The organism is Candidatus Clostridium helianthi (assembly GCF_045310795.1).
GTDB classification, from domain to species: domain Bacteria; phylum Bacillota; class Clostridia; order Clostridiales; family Clostridiaceae; genus Clostridium; species Clostridium helianthi.
Genome location: NZ_JBJIAB010000043.1, coordinates 1 through 19,678, shown reverse-complemented (window position 1 = coordinate 19,678; position 19,678 = coordinate 1). Strand labels below are relative to the sequence as shown.

Below are 19,678 nucleotides of genomic sequence, written 5' to 3'. Positions count from 1 at the left end.
AATGAAAAAGCTGTGCAAACTTATATATGAATAATATAGTAAGGGAGATAGATACATGAACAAAGTATTATATGTTAAAGCAAATGCAAAACCGGAAGGTCAATCAAGAACTTTTAAAATTTCAGATAACTTCATAGATGAATATAAAAAAAATAATCCCGATGATGAAATTATTACATTAGATTTGTATAAAACAGATATAGATTTCTTAAGAAGTAAGGATCTAGATACAGTATTCGGACCTAAAAACGATGAGAGTAAAAGTCATCCAGTACTTAAATATGCATATCAATTTGCAGAAGCTGATAAATATGTTATAGCAGCACCAATGTGGAATTTAAGTGTCCCAGCGATATTAAAGGCATATGTTGATTATATAAGTGTAGTAGGAATTTCGTTTAAATACACACAAGAAGGAGCTGTAGGACTTTTAGAAAATAAAAAGGCTGTATATATTGCGGCAAGAGGTGGCTCATATGCTGAAACACCATATGAGCTTGATGGTATCTATTTAAGAAGTATACTAGGCTTTTTTGGAATAAAAGATATTACAACTATTTCAGCGGAGAAATTAGATGTACAAGGAGAAAATGTTGATAAAATACTAGAAGAAGCTATAGATAAAGCAAAGGAAACTGCAAAGAACTTCTAAATTTAATAATATTATTTATTAATCATTATTAACTATTAAATTAACTAGTTAATAATGATTAATTTTATCTATCCGGTTATTTCTAGATACAAATGTTGGAAAACTTTCATAAATTATAGATAACACAATCATAAACTATACTTAGACTATGAGATATATTCCAACTGGAAGAAAAGTATATTATTCATTTCGGAGAGTTATATGAATAAATTCAGGTCTTAGTTGGGGTATCTATATAAACAAATCTTTTTAGGTAGTAATCATAAACTTTAATACATTTTCTATATTGTAAAATAATTTGGTAACTATTAAACTAAATTATATATGTTACAATAATAAATCTATGTTTAAAGATTTAATAAGCTGAAAATTATTCTATTAAGATTAAATGCAGAAATAAATATGTTATAAACGGAGGAATTTTACATGAACGATAAAAGCATAGAAATTATGAAAAAAATAATTGAGGAAAAGAAACAAAAAAATAATAATATTAAGAATAATCAAAGGGCAAAAAAAGTTATAGGAAAACATTCTAAAGGTGTAAAAGTTGGTAACGGTGGAGGTTTATTTGATAAGTAACCTGAACAGCACAAAGTAAGTATTTAATAATAAATTTATATTAACTAGAAGAAGTATATTATAAATGAAAGGCGGAGAAACTTAATGATGATAATAATTTCCCCAGCTAAAACTTTAGATTTTTCTAAATTTAATGAAACATTACCAATGACTAAGCCATATTTCTTAAATGAGGCTAGAGAATTAGTTGAGGAGTTGAAAAAATATGATAATCTATCTTTGGAAAAGCTTATGAAAATAAGTCCTAAGCTAGCTAAATTAAATACTCAAAGATTTCAAAATTGGTCAGAGTCTTTAGAATCTGCAAGACAATGTCTAGTTGCATTTAAAGGTGAGGTTTTTAAGGGACTTGATGTAGGAAGCTATACGATGGAAGATTATTTTTATGCAAATGATAACTTAAGGATATTATCCGGACTTTATGGAGTTTTAAAGCCTTTTGATGGAATAAACTTATATAGGTTAGAAATGGCAACGAAGCTGAGTATTGGCGAGTTTAAAAATTTATATGATTATTGGGGAAATAAATTAATAGATAACATTTTGAAAGATGTAGAAATACGTGAAAATAAGACCATTGTTAATTTAGCTTCTTATGAATATTTCAAAGCAATAGAAAATATTAAAACAATAGGCGACATAAGGGTTATAACACCAATATTTAAGGAATATAGAAATGGAGAATATAAAATAATAACTATAATGGCGAAAAGAGCAAGAGGGCTGATGACCTCTTTTATTGTAAGAAATAAGATAGAAGATTTAGAAGAATTAAAAGAATTCAATCACGATGGTTATGAATTTAATGAAGAGTTATCTAATGAAGCGGACTTGGTATTTACTAGAGATATACATAATAGATACTAGATAATTTTGGATTTACTTGCTTTTAGACAAGCTAATTTAATGTATTTTATATAAAGGAGGTGAAATTAGATGATTGATATACTTTTATTAGGTTGCGGAGGTGGAATGCCTATGCCCAATAGATTTTTATCAGCCACACTGATAAATTATAAAGGTAGGAAAATCCTGGTTGACTGCGGTGAAGGTACTCAAGTATCAATGAGAATATCAAATACAGGATTTAAGTCTATAGATATTATTTGCATTACTCATACCCACGGCGATCATATTGTAGGACTTCCAGGACTTCTTGGAACGATAGGTAATAGTGGAAGAACTGAACCCATAACAATTATAGGACCAGAAGGAATAAGAGAAACAGTAGAAAAATTAAGAGTAATAGCAAATTGGTTGCCTTATGAAATTAATATAATAGAAAATCCTAAAGAAACCTTTAAATTATTTGATGGTAGTATAAATTTAGATGTAGATATATCAGTTCTAGAGTTAGATCATTCTTCACCATGTATAGGTTATTGTTTTTATTTTAAGCGGCAGCCAAAATTTGATGTGGAGAAAGCTGAAAAAAATAAAGTTCCTAAAACTCTGTGGAATAGGTTGCAAAGAAATGAAGAAAATATTGTGTTAGATGGTGTTTTATATACTAATGATATGGTAATGGGAGAAGAGAGGAAAGGAATAAAAGTCAGTATAATTACAGATACAAGACCAATTAAAAATATAATAGAATTTATTAGTGATAGTGATTATTTCATTTGTGAGGGTACTTATGGAGATGATAAAGATTTACCTAAAGCTATTAAAAATAAACATATGACTTTTAGAGAAGCGGCTGATTTAGCACTCAAAGGCAATGTTAAAAAACTTTTATTAACCCATTTTGGAACGGCGATGAACGAACCAGAAGAATACTTAAATAATGCAAATGAAGTTTTCGATAAAACTATAATTGGTTTTGATAGGTATAAAACAACTTTAAATTTTAATGAAGACTAATCCAGGAGAACATAAAACCAATTTTGAATATTAGTTTTATGTTTTTTTACTTTTAATATTAGATTAAATCAATCTAAATATTTATATGGTTTTGAAGTTATACTTGATAGTAAGAAAATTAACATAAATTTGAGTTGGGTGTGAATCTGAAAGATGAAATTATATAATTCTTACATATATAAATAGCCAATGTAATAAAAAAAGAGTATAATATGGTAGAAATTATATAATAATTGGAGACAAAAGAAAAAGGAGAAATCAAGAAATGTTTTTTAAAAAAATATATTATGTTTTTTATATGCTGTGGGTAAGGATAAAAGGAGTTAAGCATACATTTATTTTGAGAACTCAAGGTGATGAATCTGCTGAGGAATATGTAAGAAAAACTGCATATCTTTGGAGTAAATTCACTTTAAAAATAATAGGAATAGAATTAGATGTGACGGGCACGGAAAATATACCTGAAGAGCAATGCGTGTTTGTAGGTAATCATTCAAGTATATTAGATATAATAATATTGCTTTATACTGTAAATAAGAAGATGGGATTTATCGCCAAGAAGGAATTGTTAAAAACTCCGATACTAGGTTATTGGTTAAAAAAGAGCAAATGTGTACCTTTAGACAGAAGTAATACAAGAGCTGCTATAGCATCAATTAATGAAGCAATCGAAAATATTAAGAATGGAAGTTCAATGGTTATATTTCCTGAGGGAACTAGAAATAAAGAGGGAAAAGTAGGGCAATTCAAAAAAGGAAGTTTGAAATTAGCAACTAAATCTCAAGCTATAATAGTGCCAGTAGGTATAGATAGGGCTTCTAGAGCATTTGAAGATACTAGAAAATTTAAACCTACAAAAATAAAAGTGGTATTTGGGAAAGCTATTGATACTAAAAACTTATCAAAAGAAGAAGAGTATAATTTAGCAGAGAATATAAGAAATACAATTATAGATAACTTAAAATAAAGAATAGTTAATAATTTTTAGAACCAAATTATTCGTATTAATACTAATGCGCAATTTTCAGCAAATAATTTTATGGGAAGAAGAAATTTATTTTATATAATAATTATCATAATTATAGATATAATTTAAATTATGTTTTTTCTTTGAGATTACTTAGTTGAATATTGTGCATTTGTTTTATATTACTTCCAAATAATTTATGTGATATACTTTAAGTAAATACTAGTAGAAGATTAAAGATAAATAATTATTTTATAAATAAACTATAAGGATGATTTGATGAAAAAGACAATAGGGATTTTAGCACATGTTGATGCAGGGAAGACTACATTTTCAGAACAAGTGCTTTATCATACAAAAAGTATAGCAAATAGAGGAAGAGTAGATCATAAAGACTCATTTTTAGATAGTCATAATATTGAAAAAGAAAGAGGAATAACTGTATTTTCTGATCAAGGGACTTTTGAACTGAATGGTTCTACGTACTACTTAATTGACACTCCAGGACATATTGATTTTAGCGCAGAGATGGAAAGGTCTATAGAAATTATGGATTATGCGATAATCATTATAAGCGGAGTTGAGGGAGTACAGGGTCATACAAAAACAGTGTGGAATTTATTAAGAAAATATAAGATTCCGACTATATTTTTCATTAATAAATTAGACAGAACTGGAGCAGACAAAGATAGAGTTGTAAGAGAAATAAAAAGAGATTTATCTAGTGATGCGTGTTATATAGATAATAATTTTATTTATGACAGCAAAGAAGAAATAGATGATATAAACAAATTTGATGAGTTCAATTTAAATGAGTATTTAATAGAATTTATAAGTGAGCATAATGATGAACTTTTAGAAAAATATATTGAAGGAAACTATGATTATGATCTTTGGATAAAAACGTTTATATCACTCATAAAAGAAAACAAAGCATTTCCATGTTTTGGGGGATCTGCACTTCAAGATGATGGAATAATAGAATTTCTAAATATTATTGACAAATTAACATATACAGAGTATAAAAGTAATGAAAAATTTTCTGGGCGTGTATATAAAATTCGTCATGATGAAAATGGAAATCGCGTAACTTTTATTAAAGCTTTAAAAGGAAAGTTAAAGATTAGAGAGGAAGTAAGCTATGGTGGTGAATTCGTAAAAGAATTCGATCATGTACAAAATAATTCTAACGAAATTACTGAAAAAATAAGCAGTATAAGAATATATAATGGGAAAAAATTTAAAGCAGTAGATGTTGTAGAAGCTGGAGATTTATTTGCTGTGACAGGTATTTCAAAGGCAGTAGCAGGAGATGGTATTGGGGATCTAAAAGAAAAAACACAATACGAAATGACTCCAACCTTAATGTCTAAAGTGATTTTTGATAAAAATTGCAATGCTCGTGAAGTTTTAAGGTATTTCAAAGTGCTAGAGTCAGAAGACCCATCACTAAATGTTACATGGAATGAAATTCTTCAAGAAATCCATGTACATGTAATGGGGAAAATTCAGCTAGAGGTATTGAAGGAGTTAGTTAAAGAAAGGTTTGGTTTAGTAGTTGATTTTGATAAGTGTCAAATTATTTATAAGGAGACTATAGCAGAAGAATCTATAGGTCGTGGACACTTTGAGCCATTAAGACACTACGCAGAAGTGCATCTTAAACTTGAACCATTGCCAAGGAATAGTGGAATTGTTTTTGAAAATAAATGTCATGACGATGATTTGACTCAAGGAAATCAGAATTTAATTAGAACACATATTTTTGAGAGAGAGCATCATGGTATATTAACAGGATCGTCTATAACAGATATAAAGTTAACACTATTAACTGGAAGAGCCCATAATAAGCATACTTGTGGAGGGGATTTTAGGGAGGCAACATTTAGGGCATTAAGGCAAGGATTAGAGAAAGCTTACAATATACTATTGGAACCATATTATAAATTTGTAATAGAAGCCTCTAATGAACATGTAGGAAGAATTTTGGCAGATATTCAAAAACTAAGTGGAACTTTTGAACCTATAGAAATGCTAGAAAGCAAAGTGATAGTAAATGGGAGGGGACCAGTCTCAACATTTATGGATTACAGTATGGAAGTTATAGCTTTTACAAGAGGGAAAGGCAGCATAAATTTGATATATGATGGATATGATTTATGCCATAATAGTGAAGAAGTAATAGAAACTAAAGCATACAATAAAAACGCTGATATTGAATATACGTCAACATCAGTATTTTGTTCGCATGGTCAAGGCTATTTGGTCACATGGGATAGAGCTGATGAGGAAATGCATATTGAATTTGATGCATAAATAAATAAGTTACTATAGTAAATTTGCATTTAGGTAATTACTCATTTTAATAATTATAATGCAAATTTAATAATTTGGAGATAAAATGAAGTATAAATTGGAGATTGAAAAGAAGATTATAGAATTTAAGTTGATTCGGAGGAAAAGAAAAACTATATGTATTAAAATTGAAGAAAGTGGAAAAGTTGTTGTTAGTGCTCCTTTAAAAACTAGCAAAGATTATATTATGTTAGTTGTGAGAAAAAGGTCAGATTGGATTTTTGAAAAGCAGAAAGAAATGATTCAAAGAAATTCAAAAAAGACTAAGAGAGATTTTACACCAGGAAGCACATTTATATATTTAGGAAAAGAGTATTCTTTTAAATTAATTTTTGATGAAAAAATAAAAAACATATCTATTCAACTTAGTGGAAATTCGAATAATGTATATAGAAATGGTGAAGAGCTATTAGGAGATATAGATATCAGTAATGAGGAGAAAAGTTTTATTATACACACAAATACAATGGAAATGGAAAAATTAAGGGCAGAATTTGAAAAGTGGTATAGGAAAGAAACTTTAGAAATAGTTACACGAAGAATAGATTATTATTCAAAGAATTTTAGAGATAAGGTTACAGATATAAGAGTGAAGGAACAAAAAAGAAGGTGGGCAAGCTGCACATGGAAAAATGTTATTCTATTTAATTGGAGATGTAGTATGGCAAGACCTGATGTTTTAGATTATATTGTCGTACATGAAATGTGCCATATGGACCACAGGAATCATTCAAAGGATTTCTGGAATAGAGTTCATAAAATAATGCCGGATTATAAAGAAAAACATGAATGGCTCAAATTAAATGGATTAAATATGTATTTATAAGATATAACACTGTAAAATATAATATGTGGATTTGGAGGTAACGCTTTGTTTTTGTATGTTACCTCTTTTTATAATCACATACTTCTAGATTAGCCTATATAACATTTTCGTCTAATTGTGTCAGTCTTTGTGTAGATGCATCTATATGCAAATTGTACGCTAAACCTAAGACAACTAAAAGTCCCCCGATGATTTTGGCTAATGGAATAGTGTTTTGTATCACACAATCCAAAATGATTCCAGTAAAAAGTTGTCCAATAAATATTAATAAAGTAGCATAAAATGAGGACATCTTTGGTGTTATAACACTAGATAAGATGACAACAATTACTCCTAATAGACCACCTAGATAAGCATAAAGTGGAAGAGTGTGAAATTCTTCAAGTAAAAATTTATCTTTTATAATAAGAAATAATAATATTGATGCAACTAAACCAGTAATATAATTAAAAAAGCTTGATTGTACCAACCCTACCTTCTCAGAAAGTCTAGTATTTAGAATTCTTGAAATTACTACAATAGCACCGGCTGCTATCGAAATTAAAACAAAAAACATATTAATAATTGCTCCTTTCTTTTAAAAAAATGACATGATAAAAATTCCAGCTATTATAACTAAGAGTCCTATAAATTTTTTCTTATTAAAGTTAGACTTTGGTACATCTAAGAATCCATAGTGATCAAAAGCTAATGAAGTTAATAGTTGGCCTAGAAGTCCTAATGCAACAGGAAGAGAAACTCCAAGAGCTGCATAGCTTAAGTTATTAAACATAACGGTGAAAACACTAATAGCCCCAGCAATATAAAGATATAATGGTAAGTTATTCTTAAAAGTAATTTTAGTCTTTTTAAAGATAACTATTCCTATAACAATTATCAATCCCACAAAGTGAATTACAATTAAGGAAGAATAGTTGCCAAGTCCGTCAGATAATTTAGCGTTGAAAGCAATCATAATAGTTATAAGTACGCCTATTAGTAATGATAAAATATTATACATAAGTGCTATCTCCTTAAATAAATTTATTATTTTGTTTATAAATAGTTTTAAGAGTTATTTCGAAAGGAAAGTTGCTCTTTATATTGTAAATTACTATAATGAGATTTATATAGGACAAATGTCATGTTTAAAATTAATTTTTTATTCAATATTTATTAGGAGTTGACTTCATTGATAAAGATAGAAGATAATATCAGGCTTTCAGAATATATAAATAAAAATAAATTAGAAAACCTATTTTCAGAAGATATGGAAAGATATATGGAACTATATATGTTCAATAAAAATGAATATATCTGTAGGGAAGAAGAGATTTTAGAAAATATGTATTTTTTGGTTGAAGGAAAAGCCAAAGTATCTAAACATCTAGAAAATGGTAAATCATTATTAATATCATTTTATAGCCCGATTACAATAATTGGAGATGCTGAATTTGTAAGAAATAATCCAACTGATTGCAGTGTTCAAGCGATTAAGGACACTTACTGCATAGGAATTAGGTTTGATATTGTGAGAAGGATTCTAATAAATGATTGTAAGTTTTTGGTGAATTTATGTAGCTATTTGAGTGAGAAATTAACAAATGGAAGTACTAATACGTCAATAAACTTATTATATCCCCTTGAGAATAGGCTTGCTAGTTATATAATAGCATTTTCTGAAATTGAAAATTCTAATACTAGAAAAATTGTATTTAGAGAAAATTATATTGAAATAGCAGAATTGCTAGGAACAAGTTATAGACATTTAAGTAGAACATTGAATAAGCTTTGCTTAGAAGGAATTTTGAAAAGAGATAATAAGGAATATTTTATTCAAGATTATGATAAATTATTGTATTTAGCAGGAGATTTATATAAATAACAGATTGGTGTATTTACTTATTTTTAGGATTCACCAGATATATAATTAGCATAGATTGATGAAAAAGCTTATTTAGATAAATATGAATTCAATTATATATTAAGAATGGTATTAAAAAATGTCCTCTACTAAGTTTAAAATTAATTTTAGTAGAGGACTTTTATTCATACAAAATTTTGATTTAGTATTTTCAAAACTGCTAGTGGTCTAAATTTTATATTTCTACATTTCGTCTTCTTATTTTAAATCCAATTACATCCTCAATTTCGTTGACGTCTTTTATGTTCTTTGGATCTATAAACATACATGTATAGCCGCTTTCGCCAGCTCTTCCAGTTCTACCAATACGATGTATATAACTTTCAACGCTTTCAGGAATATCATAATTGTAGATATGTGTTATTCCGTTTATATCTAGTCCTCTTGCGGCAACATCGGTAGCAATTAAGTATTGAATTTCTGCATTTCTAAAAGATTTCATTATTCTTTCTCTTTTATTTTGAGGAATATCACTATGTAATTTTTCGCAATTATATTTACGAGTATGCAGGACTGCTTCAAGTTCATCAACTCTTCTTTTTGTTCTACAAAATATAATAGCCATAAATGGATTATCTTCATCTAGAACTTTGCATAAAGCATCTCGTTTTTTTCTATCAGTAGTTTCAACAATGTCTTGTTCTATAGCATCTAGAGCTATATCATTTTGTTTTATGAATACTTCAATAGGATTTTTCATATATCTATAAGCTAGTTTTTTTACAGAAGAGTCAATTGTAGCTGAAAAGCAAAGAATTTGTTTCTTTCTAGGCATCTTGCTTATAATTGATTCAACTTCGTTTTTAAATCCCATTAGTAACATTTGATCTGCTTCATCTAAAATAAAAGTTTTTAACTTACTTAAGTCGATTGTTTTCCTTTCTAGATGATCTAATAGTCTGCCTGGAGTTGCAATAATTAAGTGAATATTATTATTTAGTTTTTTTAACTGAGAAGCAATATCTTTACCTCCGTAAACAGGCAATATACTTATATCATTAAATTCTTTGAGTTTGTTAGCTTCATTAGTTATTTGTATTGCAAGCTCTCGAGTTGGAGTCAATATGAGAGCTTGAATTTCATTAGATTTTGGATTTATATTTTCTAAAAGAGGAAGTAAAAATGCAAGGGTTTTCCCAGTTCCAGTAGCTGCTTCTGCAATGACGTCTTTACCGTCTATTATTTGGGGGATACTTTGCTTCTGTATTGGTGTGGGATCAGCAATCCCTGATTTATTTAGTATTTTGATTAAATCGTCACTAAGACCTAATTGTTTAAAATTCATTATTTTCATACCTTTCATAATTTACAAATAAAGTATCAATTTAAGTATTTCTTTTTATGTTAGACACTATTCTTTATAATATAATTATCTAGCATTAAAAGTCAATCTACTATATAAAAGAGTTTTACAAAATAATAAAATGTGTTAAATTATAATAGGAAGAAGAAAATGTATTTACAATTATGGGAAAAAAGATATTATTTAATATATTGGTAAAGAAAGATTTGAAGAAAATCGTATGTAAAGCAAAACTTTTAATAGTTGATTTTCTAAATATGTCTTAATATAATTAAATATAGAAGAAAGGCAAGATACGGTGATTTTATGAAGATTTCAACAAAAGGTAGATATGGATTAAGAGCATTAATTGATATTTGTATATTCTCGGTTTCAGAGATGGTTACTGTAAAAAGTATTTCTGAAAGACAAGGAATATCTGAGAGATATTTGGAACAAATATTTTCTTCTTTAAGAAAAGGAGGTATTATAAATGCTAAAAAGGGAGCCCAAGGAGGTTATTTTTTGGCTAAAAGTTCTAGAGAATTTACAGTTGGAGATATATTAAATGTTCTAGAAGGTGATTTACTTCTAATTGATATAGAGAATGATGAAAATGAAATAGAAAATTTTATGAGCGAAAATTTGTGGAATGTTATAAATAATAAAATAATTAATTTTTTCAATTCAATAACTTTAGAGGATTTGGTTAACGATTATAAAAAATACAATAGAGAAGATATGTATTATATTTAATCATGATTTAGTAGCAGTAGATATATATTTACTGCTACTAAATATGTATTGCCTACCATTACTGTAGGCTTATTTTATTTTAGCTTAATGCTTTTTAATTTGTTTTTTAATTCAAACATTTCTAATTCCAAGGAATCTATTTTTTTATCTAAGATTTCATTACGTTTAGAGTCAATTACCTTAGATTTTTCATCTAAAATTCTATCTATATCGGCCATAACTACTAATAATTTTTTAAATAAATCATATGCTGTTTCCATATGAAAACTCCTTTCATTAAAATATAAATAATCCATTAAGTGTAGATGATAATTAATTACTAGGTAGTATATTCAATCTAAATAATTATTGTGAATTATATATTTCTATAATGCTTTTAGTTAATATTATAGATAAATATCTACGTTAAAAGGGCTTGTATTATTTTTAAGACTATGTTATTATAATTTCAATAAATTAAAACCTTTGATAAGAATAGTAGATAATAAAACTTAGTGTAAAGAGAGTTCGATGTTTGGTGAGAGTCGAGTACTGAAGATATTATTGAATGGGTCTTTGAGGTGACATTTTGAAATCTTAAGAGTAGGAATGTACGGGAAGTCAGCCGTTAAAATGACAGGATATAATTATGGGAATTTTGTGTTTGACTGAATTTCATAATAGTATCTGATAGCATATATACATTAGGTGGCATAGCGAAATTTATACATTTCGTCCTATTTAGGACGGGATGTTTTTTATTTTTAATAAGTTTAATATGTTATTTGTTCTTATAAAATATTTTTAATTCTAATAAATAGAGAGTTAGAAGTAAAAGTATTTACTATTTTCCATATTAAATTTAACTATTATTTAAAGATTAAATTAGCTATGAGAAATACCGTTTAGATTGTATTTGATTTTGGGTGGCATAACGAGTCACTTCGTCCCAATATTCGGGATGAAGTGGCTTTTTTTATATAATTTAACGAAAATTGGGGGGGAGAATCATGATTAATATTTCAAAGGAAACTTTTAATCAAAAAAAGAAGGGTGAATGTATTTTTTCATTAATAAGTGAATTTAGAGGAGATGAAATTACTCCTATTAAAATTTTTGGTGGATTCAAAGGCAAAAGAAAATTTATTTTCGAAAGTGGAAGTAAAGAAAATTATTTCGGTAGGTATTCATTTTTAGGAGAAAATCCTTATAAAGAAATTTGTGGGGATGGAAAAGAAGAAATAGATGAACTCAAAAAAGAGAGTAGATTAAAGTTTGATAATAGTACTAATATTTTTTCATTTAAAGGCGGGGCTATAGGATATATGGGATATGATTCCATACAGTTTTATGAGAAGAAACTTAATTTTAATAACAAAGATGATTTAAAGCTTCCTATAATAAGATTTAATTTTTATAACAGGTATATTTGCTACGATCATTTTACCCATAAAGTTTATATTATAGACAACATATTAAATAACGATGCTCGAGAGTATGATGAAATAATCGAATCACAATATAAATATATAAATAGTCTACTTTATAAGCCTATACTAACGGAGCCATCGAAAGGAAAGAAAGATGTTTCTTTCAGATTTCATACATCTAAAGAAGATTTTGAAGAAAAAGTTAGAAAAGCAAAAGAACATATATTGGCAGGAGATATATTCCAAGTTGTATTATCACAGAGAATGACTTGTGAAACTGAAAAAAACTATTTTGAGATATATAGAAAGCTTAGAGAAGAGAACCCTTCACCGTATATGTATCTAATAGATTATGATAGCTATCAAGTTATAGGATCATCACCAGAAAGTTTAGTATCGGTGAGAGAAGGTAAAGTTATTACAAATCCTATAGCAGGAACTAGAAAAAGAGGTGAAACTCCAGAAATTGATAATGCACTTGAAAAAGAATTAATTGAAGATAAAAAGGAGCTTGCAGAACATGTTATGCTTGTTGATCTAGGAAGAAATGATATAGGTAAAGTAAGCAAGATAGGAACAGTTAATGTGAGCGATTTTATGAAAATTGAGAGGTTTTCGCATGTTATGCATATTACTACTAAGGTTGTTGGGGATATAAAAGATGACTTGGACGGATTTGATGCATTAGCAGCATGTCTTCCAGCAGGAACAGTATCTGGTGCCCCTAAAATCAGAGCTATGGAGATTATAGAAGATCTTGAAGATTTCAAAAGAGGAATTTATTCAGGAGCCGTTGGATATTTTTCTTATGGAGGAAATATGGATACAGCAATTTCTATAAGGACGTTAATATTAAAGGATAAAACGGCTTATCTTCAAGCAGGAGCTGGAATAGTATATGATTCAGTTCCAGAAAAAGAATTTGAAGAAGTTCAAAGTAAACTAATGGCTTTAAAGGAGGCTTTAAGATGATTGCTTTAATAGATAATTATGATTCATTTACATTTAATTTATATCAATACTTAAGTGAATTTGCAGAAACAGTGGTTTTTAGAAATGATGAAATAACTGTAGAGAAGTTGAGAGAACTAAACCCAAAAGGTATAGTAATATCCCCAGGACCAGGCATTCCAGAGAATGCAGGTATATCAATAGAGGTTGTAAAAGAATTAGGAAATAAGATTCCCATCTTGGGTATATGTCTTGGACATCAAAGCATTGCAGAAGCTTATGGAGGAAAAGTAATTAGAGCAAGTGAAATTTTTAATGGCAAAACATCAAAAGTTCAAGTAAAAGGAAAGGATATATTTGAAGGAATACCAAGAAAATTAGAAGTTATGAGATATCATTCGCTTATAGTTGAGAATAGTTCACTTCCTAGCTGTCTTGAAGTACTAGCTTTAACTGTTGAAGGCAATTATATAATGGCACTTAAGCATAAGGAATACAACGTTTTTGGACTTCAATTCCACCCAGAATCAATATACACAGCAAAAGGTAAGCATATTATTGGAAATTTTGTGATTAATATTTGTGGGGACACATTAGGCGATTAAAATTAAATATTAAAGAATGTAATATTAAATGTGAAAGCGCTGAAATAAGCAATTTTATAAATTTTAAGGGGGCATTAAAATGATTATAAATGATGCAATCAAGAAGTTGGCTTTAAGGGAAGAATTAACAGAAGATGAAGTAAGAGGTGTAATTAATCAGATTATGAAAGGGGAAGCAACTTCGGCACAAATTGGAGGTTTCTTAGTTGGACTTAGAGTAAATGGGGAAACTCCAAGGCAAATATTAGGTGCAGTTAAAGCAATTAGAGATAATGGGGTAAAAGTTGAAATAGAAAACACAGAACATTTGATTGATACCTGCGGTACAGGTGGAGATGGTTCAAAAACTTTTAATATTTCTACAGCAGTAGCAATAGTTGCAGCAAGTGGTGGCGCTAAGGTTGCAAAACATGGGAATCGCGCAGTTTCAAGTAAAAGTGGTTGTGCAGATGTACTAGTCGAACTTGGAATAAATATTGATTTTGATGAAATTCAAAGTAAAAAAATCATTGAAGAAAATGGAATGGCATTTCTATTTGCACCAAAATACAATGGTGCCATGAAGAATGTATCAAAAGAAAGAAAAGAACTTGGAATAAGAACAATTTTTAATTTACTGGGACCATTAGCAAATCCAGCGCCAATTACTGGGCAACTAATGGGAGTATATGATGGAGCTTTACTAGAGGATATTGGGGAAGTATTGCTAAATCTGGGATTAAAAAGAGCAATGATTGTTCATGGTGATGATGGGTTAGATGAAATTACGATTACTACATCAACAAGTATATGTGAGGTTAAGGATGGAAAAATTAAAAATTATAAACTAGATCCAGAAAAGCTAGGTTTTAAGAAAGCTACTTTAGATGATATTAAGGGTGGGGAAGCAAAAGAAAACGCAGAAATAATAATGAAAATTCTTAAGGGGGAAAGAGGTCCTAAAAGAGACATTGTAGTTTTGAACTCGGGGGCCGCGTTATACGTAGCGAACTTAGTTGATTCCATAGAAGATGGTATTAAAAAAGCATCAGAGCTCATTGATTCGAGAGCAGCTTATAAAAAGTATGAGGAACTTTCTAGTTTGCAAGTGATAGTTTAAATAATAATAAAGGGGGCAATGCTTTTGATTTTAGATGATATTATTGAAATGAAAAAAATAAGGGTAGAGAAGAGAAAAAAAGAAATTCCTATGAAAGAATTAGAAAAACAAGCATTATGTAGAGTTGAAAATGAAGTAGAAGCAAGTTTTAGAAATCCTTTTATACAGGAATTAAGAAAAGATGGGTTATCAGTAATAGGAGAATTTAAAAAGGCATCACCATCTAAAGGTGTTATTGTAGAGGACTTTAATATAAAAGAAATATTAAACTATTATACGTATATTGGAATAGATGTATTTTCGATTCTAACTGAAGAAGATTTCTTTTTAGGATGTGATGATTATTTAAAAGAAATTAGAAAAATTTCGCATACTCCAATATTACGTAAAGATTTTATAATTGACTTCTACCAGATTTATGAGTCGAAAGTTTTGGGTGCGAATGGAATCTTGCTTATTGCTAGTGTTTTAGGTGAAAGGTTGGGGGAGTTTTACAAAGAAGCAAAGAGATTTAATTTAGAACCATTAGTAGAAATTCATAATAAGGCAGAACTAGATTTAGCACTTAAGCATGATTGTGAAATTATTGGAGTTAATAATAGAGATTTGAAAAATTTCAATGTTTCGTTAGATATAACTAAAGAATTAATTCGGTGTATTCCAAAAGATAAGATAATAATAGCTGAAAGTGGAATCATGAGTATAGAAGATTTGAATGTAATTAATGAATATGGAGTAGATGGAGTTTTAATTGGAGAATTATTTATGAGAAAAATAAATGATTCTGAATTTAAAGCTAAATATAAAGAATTTAGAAATAGTAAGTAATTTATAAATCTAAAATAATATTAGATTATGTGAGGATTTGATATGATTCAAGTTAAAATTTGTGGGATAACTAATAAGAGTGAGATTAAATATTTAAATATATTAAAGCCAGAATATATGGGATTTGTTTTTACAAAAAGTAAAAGACAGGTAACATTAAGAGAAGCTAAACAGTTATCTAATAATTTAGATAAAGAAATAAAAATCGTTGGAGTATTTAAAGATAATTCTATAGATGAAATTTTAGATGTTACTAATGCACTACCTTTAAATATTATTCAGCTTCATGGAAAAGAAGATGAAAACTTTATATCATCGTTAAAGGCAAGTGTGGAGAAATCAGTAAGTATATGGAAAGCATTATCAATAAGCGATGCTGAAAATATAAAAAAATATGTAGATCATAAGTATATAGATTTAATTGATAATATCCTTATAGATGGAGATAAACCAGGTAGTGGAGAAACTTTCCCATTAGAAGATATATGTGAATTATTAAAAGTAGATTCTAATAAGGAAAATAATTACAATACAACTAATAATACCTGTAGTTTCTTTTTGGCAGGTGGTATAACCCCAGAAAATGTAGTTGAAAGAATAGAGAAAGTAAGTCCTTATGGAATTGATGTCTCATCAGGGGTAGAAATAACAAATGAAGATGGAACTAGAACAAAATCTTTTGAAAAGATGAGAAGTTTAATTGAAAAAGTGAGAGCAATTAATATTAATTGAATCAAGAAAGGGGAAAAAGTAATGAAAGGTAGATTTAACGAATTTGGGGGGCAATATGTTCCTGAAACTGTAATGAATGCACTTATCGAACTTGAAGATGCTTACAATAAGGTGATAGATGATAAAGAATTTATGGATGAGTACATGTATTATTTAAATTATTATACAGGAAGACCAAGTCCACTTTATTATGCTGAAAATATGACAAAAGATTTAGGTGGGGCAAAAATTTATTTAAAGAGAGAAGATTTAAATCATACTGGTGCTCATAAAATTAATAATGCGTTAGGACAAGTACTCTTAGCTAAAAGAATGGGTAAGAAGAAGGTCATAGCAGAAACAGGTGCTGGACAACATGGCGTTGCAACAGCTACAGTGGCAGCAAAATTTGGCTTGGAATGTAAGATATTTATGGGAGAAGAGGATATAAAGAGACAAGCTATGAATGTTAAGAAGATGGAACTTTTGGGTGCTGAAGTTGTTCCAGTATTAAATGGAGTAAGAACATTAAATGATGCAGTAACTGAAGCAATTAGATATTGGGCCTCAAATGTAGAAGATACATACTACGTTTTAGGAACAGCTGCTGGTCCTCACCCATATCCAACGATGGTTAGGAATTTCCAAAGAGTAATAGGTGATGAAGCTAGAAAGCAAATATTAGAGCTTGAAGGAAGGCTGCCGGATTATATCTTAGCTCCAGTTGGTGGTGGAAGCAATGCAATAGGAATATTTTACCCATTTATTAACGACAAGGAAGTTAATCTTATTGGAGTTGAAGCTGCAGGTAAAGGTATTGAAACTGGAGAACATGCAGCAACCATTACAAAAAAGGAAAAAGGAATATTACATGGAATGTTGAGTTATGTACTTCAGGATAATGATGGTGGAGTACTTGAAGCATATTCAATATCAGCTGGTCTTGATTATCCAGGAGTTGGACCTGAACATGCATATTTAGCTGAAACTAATAGAGCTGAATATGAAAGCATAACAGATGAAGAAGCTGTAAGAGATGGATTTATGTATTTAACAAGAATAGAAGGAATAGTACCAGCACTTGAATCGTCTCATGCTGTAGCATATGCTAAAAAATTAGCACAAACACTTAGCAGCGATAAAATCATAATTGTTAATATTTCAGGGAGAGGAGATAAAGATATGGATGCTGTGCTTGCATATCTAGGTGAAAAATAATGAATAGAATAGATTTATCATTTATTAAATTAAAAGAAGAAAATAGAAAAGCTTTAATACCTTTTGTAACATGTGGGGCAGATTTCACGGTTGAAGAAACAGCTGATTTGATAGTGTCTTTAGAAAAAGAAGGAGCAACTATAGTTGAAATTGGAGTGCCTTTTAGAGATCCTCTTGCTGATGGCCCAGTAATACAAAATGCATATACTAAAGCGCTTCAAAATGGAACAAAAGTAAAAGATGTATTTAGGTGTGTAGAATTAATAAGGGAAAAATCAGAAGTTCCGATTGTATTAATGGTATATTTTAATGTTGTATACTTTACTGGAGTAGAAATGTTTCTGAAAACAGCGGCAAAAAGCGGTGTAGATGGGCTTATAGTTCCAGATGTTCCTCTTGAGGAAAGGGGAGATCTTGATAAAATTTGTGAAGATAATGGCATATACTTAATTCCTCTAGTGGCTAGAACTTCAAAAGATAGAATAGCAGCAATAACAAAAGGGGCAAAAGGTTTTGTGTATTGTGTATCTACGAATGGAACTACAGGAGAAAGAAAAACTTTAGATTCTGGAACTCATGAATATTTATCGGAAGTTAGAAAAAATGTAGATATACCAATGTGCATTGGTTTTGGAATTTCGTCAAAAGAAGTGGTAAAAGAAGTTAAAGACCATTGCGATGGAGTAATTGTAGGTAGTGCAATAGTTAAGAGAATGGCAGAAGGCAAAGAAGCCGTAATAGATTTCGTGAAAGATTTAAGTGATGGTTTTAAATAATATAACGTATATTCTAATATGAGCTATAAAAAATATTATATTTATTATTATTATATTTTCAGTTAAATCCACCTTATCGTGAAGATAAAGTGGATTTCTTACTCTGATGTTAAATAGGCTGAAAGAGAACAAAGTATAAATAGGATATTTGTTTTACAAGCCCCATTTTTCAATTTGACAACTAATTATACTTTCGGTACATATTCTTCTTTTGTACCAGTTACATGATCTACATATTTTATTAAATTTAGCTTCACTAAAATTTTTGTAAATAGTATCTATAAGTTCATGAAACGTATATACTTTATTTTCTTTGATATTGTATGTTTGTAAAGTACTATAATCCAATTCATTGACTTTATCCTGAGTTGTACAGCAATTGTTAACTTGTCTATTAGGACAATCATTACATATGGCATCACATCCTACAATAAACATAACCTTGGAATAAGGATTTTCCTTAATTAAAGTTACTAATTTATCCATGCCTCTTGTAAAATTCTTACTATATCCTAATCCCTGATAAAAAAATAAGCAATTTATATGATGTGGTCTAAGTAATAACATTTTTATAACTCCATCTGATTTTTCTTCCAGTATATAGCATATAAAAACAGTTTGTCAACCTTGTGAAATTATTAGGTTAACTATTTATATGATCGATTTATGAAATAGTTTATGTTGAAAATAAAGTTTATGATAAAGAAGTCTATAAAATATCTGAATATGAATTTTTTATAGGAGCAAAATATAATAATACATCAGTTAAAAAATAGTTTTATTAAGGTCTATTGAATATAAATAGTAAATTGTAATTAATAACCTGAATTATTCATAAAATTATATGAAACATGCTTTGCATGGCTCGTTAAGCTGTTCTTAACAAATTCAAAAC

General features: G+C 28.8%; 21 protein-coding genes. 16 read left to right on the top strand and 5 right to left on the bottom strand.

The window, feature by feature from the left end; genetic code table 11:
- Positions 1-55 precede the first annotated feature (55 nt).
- The 7 genes from ACJDTP_RS23120 (at position 56) to ACJDTP_RS23090 (ending at position 7,245) form a co-directional block, all read left to right on the top strand.
- Positions 56-652: an FMN-dependent NADH-azoreductase gene (locus ACJDTP_RS23120; RefSeq protein ID WP_078115246.1), complete on the top strand. Its 597-nt coding sequence runs from the start codon at positions 56-58 to the stop codon at positions 650-652.
- Between the two features lie 426 nt (positions 653-1,078).
- Positions 1,079-1,234, top strand: coding sequence for a hypothetical protein (locus ACJDTP_RS23115; RefSeq protein ID WP_168983008.1), 156 nt, complete (start codon positions 1,079-1,081; stop codon positions 1,232-1,234).
- An 84-nt stretch (positions 1,235-1,318) separates the two neighbouring features.
- Positions 1,319-2,101, top strand: a complete 783-nt coding sequence (gene yaaA, locus ACJDTP_RS23110) for a peroxide stress protein YaaA (protein ID WP_271810393.1) — start codon at positions 1,319-1,321, stop codon at positions 2,099-2,101.
- Between the two features lie 69 nt (positions 2,102-2,170).
- Positions 2,171-3,097 (top strand): ribonuclease Z, encoded by a 927-nt coding sequence (locus ACJDTP_RS23105; protein WP_077842623.1) that lies wholly within the window; start codon positions 2,171-2,173, stop codon positions 3,095-3,097.
- Positions 3,098-3,362: 265 nt separating this feature from the next.
- Positions 3,363-4,064: a lysophospholipid acyltransferase family protein gene (locus ACJDTP_RS23100; RefSeq protein ID WP_171771064.1), complete on the top strand. Its 702-nt coding sequence runs from the start codon at positions 3,363-3,365 to the stop codon at positions 4,062-4,064.
- A gap of 279 nt (positions 4,065-4,343) precedes the next feature.
- On the top strand, positions 4,344-6,380 hold the full coding sequence (locus tag ACJDTP_RS23095) for a GTP-binding protein (protein ID WP_406762583.1): 2,037 nt from the start codon (positions 4,344-4,346) through the stop codon (positions 6,378-6,380).
- Between the two features lie 85 nt (positions 6,381-6,465).
- Complete coding sequence (locus ACJDTP_RS23090; protein WP_406762582.1) at positions 6,466-7,245, top strand: M48 family metallopeptidase; 780 nt, start codon at positions 6,466-6,468, stop codon at positions 7,243-7,245.
- 94 nt (positions 7,246-7,339) lie between these two features.
- On the opposite strand, the gene ACJDTP_RS23085 is transcribed toward ACJDTP_RS23090, so the two are convergent.
- Both ACJDTP_RS23085 and ACJDTP_RS23080 read right to left on the bottom strand, forming a co-directional pair.
- On the bottom strand, positions 7,340-7,801 hold the full coding sequence (locus tag ACJDTP_RS23085; protein ID WP_406762581.1) for a DMT family transporter: 462 nt from the start codon (positions 7,799-7,801) through the stop codon (positions 7,340-7,342).
- A gap of 21 nt (positions 7,802-7,822) precedes the next feature.
- The gene (locus ACJDTP_RS23080) at positions 7,823-8,245 is read right to left on the bottom strand and encodes a DMT family transporter (protein WP_406762580.1); all 423 of its coding nucleotides are present in this window, start codon (positions 8,243-8,245) and stop codon (positions 7,823-7,825) included.
- Positions 8,246-8,416: 171 nt separating this feature from the next.
- Here ACJDTP_RS23080 and ACJDTP_RS23075 point away from each other — a divergent pair, with 171 nt between their 5' ends.
- Complete coding sequence (locus ACJDTP_RS23075; RefSeq protein WP_406762579.1) at positions 8,417-9,109, top strand: cyclic nucleotide-binding domain-containing protein; 693 nt, start codon at positions 8,417-8,419, stop codon at positions 9,107-9,109.
- Between the two features lie 214 nt (positions 9,110-9,323).
- On the opposite strand, the gene ACJDTP_RS23070 is transcribed toward ACJDTP_RS23075, so the two are convergent.
- Positions 9,324-10,433 carry a DEAD/DEAH box helicase gene (locus ACJDTP_RS23070; protein ID WP_406762578.1) on the bottom strand — a complete coding sequence of 370 codons (1,110 nt, stop codon included), beginning with the start codon at positions 10,431-10,433 and terminating at the stop codon, positions 9,324-9,326.
- A 324-nt stretch (positions 10,434-10,757) separates the two neighbouring features.
- On the opposite strand from ACJDTP_RS23070, the gene ACJDTP_RS23065 reads away from it, so the two are divergent.
- Positions 10,758-11,186, top strand: a complete 429-nt coding sequence (locus ACJDTP_RS23065) for an RrF2 family transcriptional regulator (RefSeq protein WP_077841802.1) — start codon at positions 10,758-10,760, stop codon at positions 11,184-11,186.
- A 74-nt stretch (positions 11,187-11,260) separates the two neighbouring features.
- On the opposite strand, the gene ACJDTP_RS23060 is transcribed toward ACJDTP_RS23065, so the two are convergent.
- The gene (locus ACJDTP_RS23060; protein WP_077839461.1) at positions 11,261-11,446 is read right to left on the bottom strand and encodes a hypothetical protein; all 186 of its coding nucleotides are present in this window, start codon (positions 11,444-11,446) and stop codon (positions 11,261-11,263) included.
- A 729-nt stretch (positions 11,447-12,175) separates the two neighbouring features.
- On the opposite strand from ACJDTP_RS23060, the gene trpE reads away from it, so the two are divergent.
- From trpE to trpA, 7 genes are all read left to right on the top strand, one after another.
- Entirely contained in the window at positions 12,176-13,567 is a 1,392-nt protein-coding gene (gene trpE / locus ACJDTP_RS23055) for an anthranilate synthase component I (protein WP_406762577.1), read from the top strand.
- Positions 13,564-14,151: an anthranilate synthase component II gene (locus tag ACJDTP_RS23050; RefSeq protein ID WP_406762576.1), complete on the top strand. Its 588-nt coding sequence runs from the start codon at positions 13,564-13,566 to the stop codon at positions 14,149-14,151. Before trpE ends, ACJDTP_RS23050 begins: the two co-directional genes overlap by 4 nt.
- Before the next feature lie 82 nt (positions 14,152-14,233).
- On the top strand, positions 14,234-15,250 hold the full coding sequence (gene trpD, locus ACJDTP_RS23045) for an anthranilate phosphoribosyltransferase (RefSeq protein WP_197714542.1): 1,017 nt from the start codon (positions 14,234-14,236) through the stop codon (positions 15,248-15,250).
- A 24-nt stretch (positions 15,251-15,274) separates the two neighbouring features.
- Positions 15,275-16,078 carry an indole-3-glycerol phosphate synthase TrpC gene (gene trpC / locus ACJDTP_RS23040; RefSeq protein ID WP_406762575.1) on the top strand — a complete coding sequence of 268 codons (804 nt, stop codon included), beginning with the start codon at positions 15,275-15,277 and terminating at the stop codon, positions 16,076-16,078.
- A 42-nt stretch (positions 16,079-16,120) separates the two neighbouring features.
- On the top strand, positions 16,121-16,810 hold the full coding sequence (locus tag ACJDTP_RS23035) for a phosphoribosylanthranilate isomerase (protein ID WP_077841797.1): 690 nt from the start codon (positions 16,121-16,123) through the stop codon (positions 16,808-16,810).
- Between the two features lie 21 nt (positions 16,811-16,831).
- Positions 16,832-18,007, top strand: coding sequence for a tryptophan synthase subunit beta (gene trpB / locus ACJDTP_RS23030; RefSeq protein WP_077839467.1), 1,176 nt, complete (start codon positions 16,832-16,834; stop codon positions 18,005-18,007).
- Entirely contained in the window at positions 18,007-18,783 is a 777-nt protein-coding gene (gene trpA / locus ACJDTP_RS23025; protein ID WP_077841796.1) for a tryptophan synthase subunit alpha, read from the top strand. Before trpB ends, trpA begins: the two co-directional genes overlap by 1 nt.
- A 153-nt stretch (positions 18,784-18,936) precedes the next feature.
- Here trpA and ACJDTP_RS23020 read toward each other — a convergent pair whose 3' ends face one another.
- Positions 18,937-19,350 (bottom strand): DUF1284 domain-containing protein, encoded by a 414-nt coding sequence (locus tag ACJDTP_RS23020; RefSeq protein WP_078115257.1) that lies wholly within the window; start codon positions 19,348-19,350, stop codon positions 18,937-18,939.
- Positions 19,351-19,678 lie beyond the last annotated feature (328 nt).